This is a genomic window from Dactylosporangium sp. NPDC049140 (assembly GCF_040648435.1).
The window spans coordinates 45,358-49,091 of sequence record NZ_JBEZDS010000022.1 but is presented as its reverse complement, the minus strand read 5'-3'; the positions used below and the strand labels follow the sequence as shown (position 1 = coordinate 49,091).

The window sequence follows — 3,734 nt, the reverse complement described above, 5'->3', positions numbered from 1 at the left end:
CGCGGGTCGTGAACCGATAAGTCGGGCGCTCCGCGCCACGACTTATCGGATTTATACCCCGCCGCCGGATAAGTCAGTACTCATCGCGGTGAGCCGGGAGCTCACTCCGAGGAGACGATCACCGCGTCGGGCGGTGGCTCGCTGCGGTGCTGGACCAGGTGGCGAATGCCCGTGTTCAGCACCGCCACCAGCGGCACGGCCACCAGGGCGCCGATGATCCCCGCGAGCACGACGCCCGTCGCGATCGCCACGATCACGGCCAGCGGGTGTACCGAAACAGCGCGCCCCATGATCAGCGGCTGGAGGACGTGCCCCTCCAGCTGCTGGACCGCGATCACGCCGATCAGCACGACCAGGGCGGTGATCGGGCCCTCGTCCACGAGGGCGACGAGCACGGCCACGGCGCCGGAGACCGTCGCGCCCACGATCGGCACGAACGCGGCCAGGAAGACCAGGGTGCCCAGCGGGAACCAGAAGTCCACGTTGAGGAAGAACAGCAGCAGGCCGATGCCGAGCGCGTCGATGAACGCGACGAGCACGGTCGCCCGCACGTACGCGACCAGCGTGTGCCACGCCGCCTCGCCCGCGCGGCGGACCGGGTCGCGGGCCGGTGTGGGGAGGATGCCGGTCACGAAGTGCCAGATCCGCTTGCCGTCGCGCATGAAGAAGAAGGTGACGAAGAGGATCAGCAGCATCAGGGCCAGGAACTCCACCGTCGCCGTGGCGGTGTTCACGGCGCTGTCGGTAAGGCTGCCCCGGTTGTCGTTGAGCCAGGTGGTGGCCGCGTCGAAGGTGGCGTCGAGCTGGCGGCCGCTGAGGTGCAGCGGGCCGGTGGTGAGCCACTCCTGGATCTGCGACACGCCGGCCGACGCCTTCTCGGCCAGCGCCGGGAAGCCCGCCACGAACTCGCTCACCACCAGGGTGAGGACGCCCGCGACCGCGCCCAGGCCCATGATCAGCACGAGGAACGCGGCAAGCGACGGCGGTAGCTTGACCCGCCGGCGCAGGACGCCCATCACCGGGGCGAGCAGGGCCGAGAGCAGCAGCGCGATGCTCAGCGGGATCAGCACGGTCTTGAGCCGGCCGACGAGCCAGAGCAGCACGGCCGCGGCCGCGATCAGGATCAGCAGGCGCCAGGACCAGGCGGTGGCGATGCGCAGGCCGTGCGGTACCTCCGCGTCGTCCCGGCTCGTCGTCGTCGCGTGGTCGAGTTCGCGGGCGGGCGGGGCCGGCTCCGGCTCGGGCTCCTCGACCGCCGCCAGTTCGCGCTCGGCCTGCACCTCCGCCAGACGCTGGAGATAGGCCTGGCGCAGATTGGCGCGTACCTTGTCGAACCGGCCCACGGACTACCTCCCCGATTGCACCCCGACGTTGCTGTACCCGACGGCGACTCCCCACGGTAGACCGGGTCGCGCGGCGTTGGCACGCACCGAGGCGGTAGCGTCGCAAGCGTGACAGCACAACCCGCCGCTGGTTACCAGGGGTCCACCGAAGATCCACCCACATCCGTGGATGCCCTGCCGATCCGGCTCCTGCACGACCGGGTGCTTGTCCGGTTGGAGGGTGCCGAGGGCGAGCGGCGGCACATCTCCGGCATCGTGATCCCGGCGACGGCCTCGGTCGGCAAGCGGCTGTCGTGGGCGACCGCGGTCGGGGTCGGGCCGAACGTGCGCTCGATCGTCTCCGGCGACCGCGTGCTCTTCGACGGCGAGGACCGCTCCGAGGTCGAGCTGCAGGGCCGCGACTACGTGCTGCTGCGCGAGCGCGACGTGCACGCGGTCGCGGCCCGGCGCGTCGAGCCGGACTCGACGGGCCTCTACCTCTAGTTACCGGTAATAGGGCGCCGCGAAGACCGGTGGGGGCGGCGGGGCCAGCGAGATCGGCACGGGTACCACCGGAGTCGCCGGGGCATCGAGGACGCGCACGATGCCGTCGGGGAAGGTGATGTGGTACCGCGAACCGTCCCACACCGCCCGCGGCGACTGCGGGTCGCGGCCGACGAACACCTGGCGGTACGCGTCGAGCGCGATGAGTAGCTGCCGCTCCTCGGCCAGGGCCTCCATGCGCCGCTTCGGCTCCTTGTCCAGCCCCCGGTGCAGCCCGTCGCGCAGCAGCGCCAGCCGCGTCGCGTCGAACTGGAACGCCCGCATCGCCTTGGCCCCGGCGTCGCCGGCCACCCGCTTGGCCCAGCGGCGCGCGGAGAGCCGGCGCCCGAGCGTGCCGAGCGCGGCGATCTCGGGCGGGGAGAACCACCCGGCCCGGGCATACTCGCCCAGCACCCGCTCAGTCAGCCGGCCCTCGTTGGCGCGCAGCCAGAGCGCGAAGCCGACCATGCACAGGAAGATCGGCATCATCACGGCGAAGTAGCCGTACAGCAGGACCCAGGCGCTCGTCGACGCGGTGACCGACATGAGGTTCCACGAGCCGTGCAGCATCATCGCGACCAGCAGGCCGGCGAGCGGGGCGAGGAAGCGCACCGCCCGGGCCGAGGACCGCGAGGCGAAGCCCAGGCCGATGCCGGTCATCGAGGTGAACAGCGGGTGGGCGAACCCGGTCATGAGGATCCGCACGATGAAGATGCCGACCAGCGCCGCGGCCCCGGTCACGGGCCCGGACTTGTCGGCGGTCTCGCCGTAGCCCTTGAAGCCCAGGTACAGGATGTTCTCGACCATCGCGAACCCGGTCGCCGACAGTCCACAGTAGACAATGCCGTCGATGATGCCGGAGAACGCGCGCGGGCGGCGCCAGAACAGCAGCACCGGCCCGAGCGCCTTCATGCTCTCCTCGATCAGCGGCGCGACGAGCACGGCGACGAGCGCGTCGGACAGCCCCGCCTTCTCGGCGAAGTAGGAGCCCGCGGTGTTGACGACCAGCGCCACCCCGGTCGCCACGCAGGCGCCCCAGCCGAAGACGAAGACGAGATACTTGACCGGCTCGGGCTCGTACCGATCCAGCCAAAGGAAGCAGGAGACCAGCACCGGCACCGGGATCACCGCGGAGCCCACGCCGACGACCAGCGCCGTCCAGCCGCCGTTGAAGCCGAAGAACGCGAGCACGGCGACGCCGCAGGCCGCGATGAACCCCATGACGCCGATCAGCGTCCAGAGCCGGCGGCGGTCGGAGCGCTTGGCGGGCGGGGCGGCGGCCAGGGCCAGCGCGGCGGTCGCGTACTCCGCGCGGCCGATCTGCGGCTCCGCCGCCTCGGTCACGTTGGGTACGGCGGAGGAGGGCATCATCGGCGGCCCGGACAGCTGGCCGGCCGCGACCTGGGGCGTCATCGGGCGGCCCCACTCGAAGCCGGGCGGCGCGCTCGGCTGCACCGCGGCGGGCTGGCCCCACTGGGGCTGCTGGTCGGGACGGCCCCAGGCGGCCGCCGCGCCGGCGGGCGGTTGCGCGGACGCCGGCGGCTGACCCGGGTGGCCCCCCGCCGGCGGGACCGAGGCGGGCTCCTGCACGGGCGGCTGCGGGGAAGCGGGCGGTTGCGGTTGTGCGGCAGGCGGTTGTCCTGGGTGGCCCCACGGGGGCGGGCCAGAGGCGGGCTCTTGTGCAGGCGGCTGCGGCGGTTGGCCCCCCGCCGGCGAGCCCGGCACGGGTGGCGGCCCTGACGTGGGCGGCTGGCCCGGCTGGCCCCACGCCGGCGGCGGCCCTGACGTGGGCGGCTGGCCCGGCTGGCCCCACGCCGGCGGCGGCCCTGACGTGGGCGGCTGGCCCGGCTGGCCCCACGCCGGCGGCGG

General features: G+C 73.1%; 3 protein-coding genes. 1 reads left to right on the top strand and 2 read right to left on the bottom strand.

The window, feature by feature from the left end:
* Nucleotides 1-101: 101 nt before the first annotated feature.
* Nucleotides 102-1,343 carry an AI-2E family transporter gene (locus AB0B76_RS30755; RefSeq protein ID WP_360382034.1) on the bottom strand — a complete coding sequence of 414 codons (1,242 nt, stop codon included), beginning with the start codon at nt 1,341-1,343 and terminating at the stop codon, nt 102-104.
* A 165-nt stretch (nt 1,344-1,508) separates the two neighbouring features.
* On the opposite strand from AB0B76_RS30755, the gene AB0B76_RS30750 reads away from it, so the two are divergent.
* Complete coding sequence (locus tag AB0B76_RS30750) at nt 1,509-1,826, top strand: co-chaperone GroES (protein WP_360382033.1); 318 nt, start codon at nt 1,509-1,511, stop codon at nt 1,824-1,826.
* Here the strand turns inward: AB0B76_RS30750 and AB0B76_RS30745 are convergent, their stop codons facing one another.
* Entirely contained in the window at nt 1,827-3,278 is a 1,452-nt protein-coding gene (locus tag AB0B76_RS30745; protein ID WP_360382205.1) for a PrsW family intramembrane metalloprotease, read from the bottom strand.
* Between the last annotated feature and the right edge of the window lie 456 nt (nt 3,279-3,734).

Bases quoted from the DNA above. Each gene is read 5' to 3' on its own strand.
- AB0B76_RS30745 (WP_360382205.1), bottom strand. From the start codon at position 3,278: ATGACGCCCCAGGTCGCGGCCGGCCAGCTGTCCGGGCCGCCGATGATG.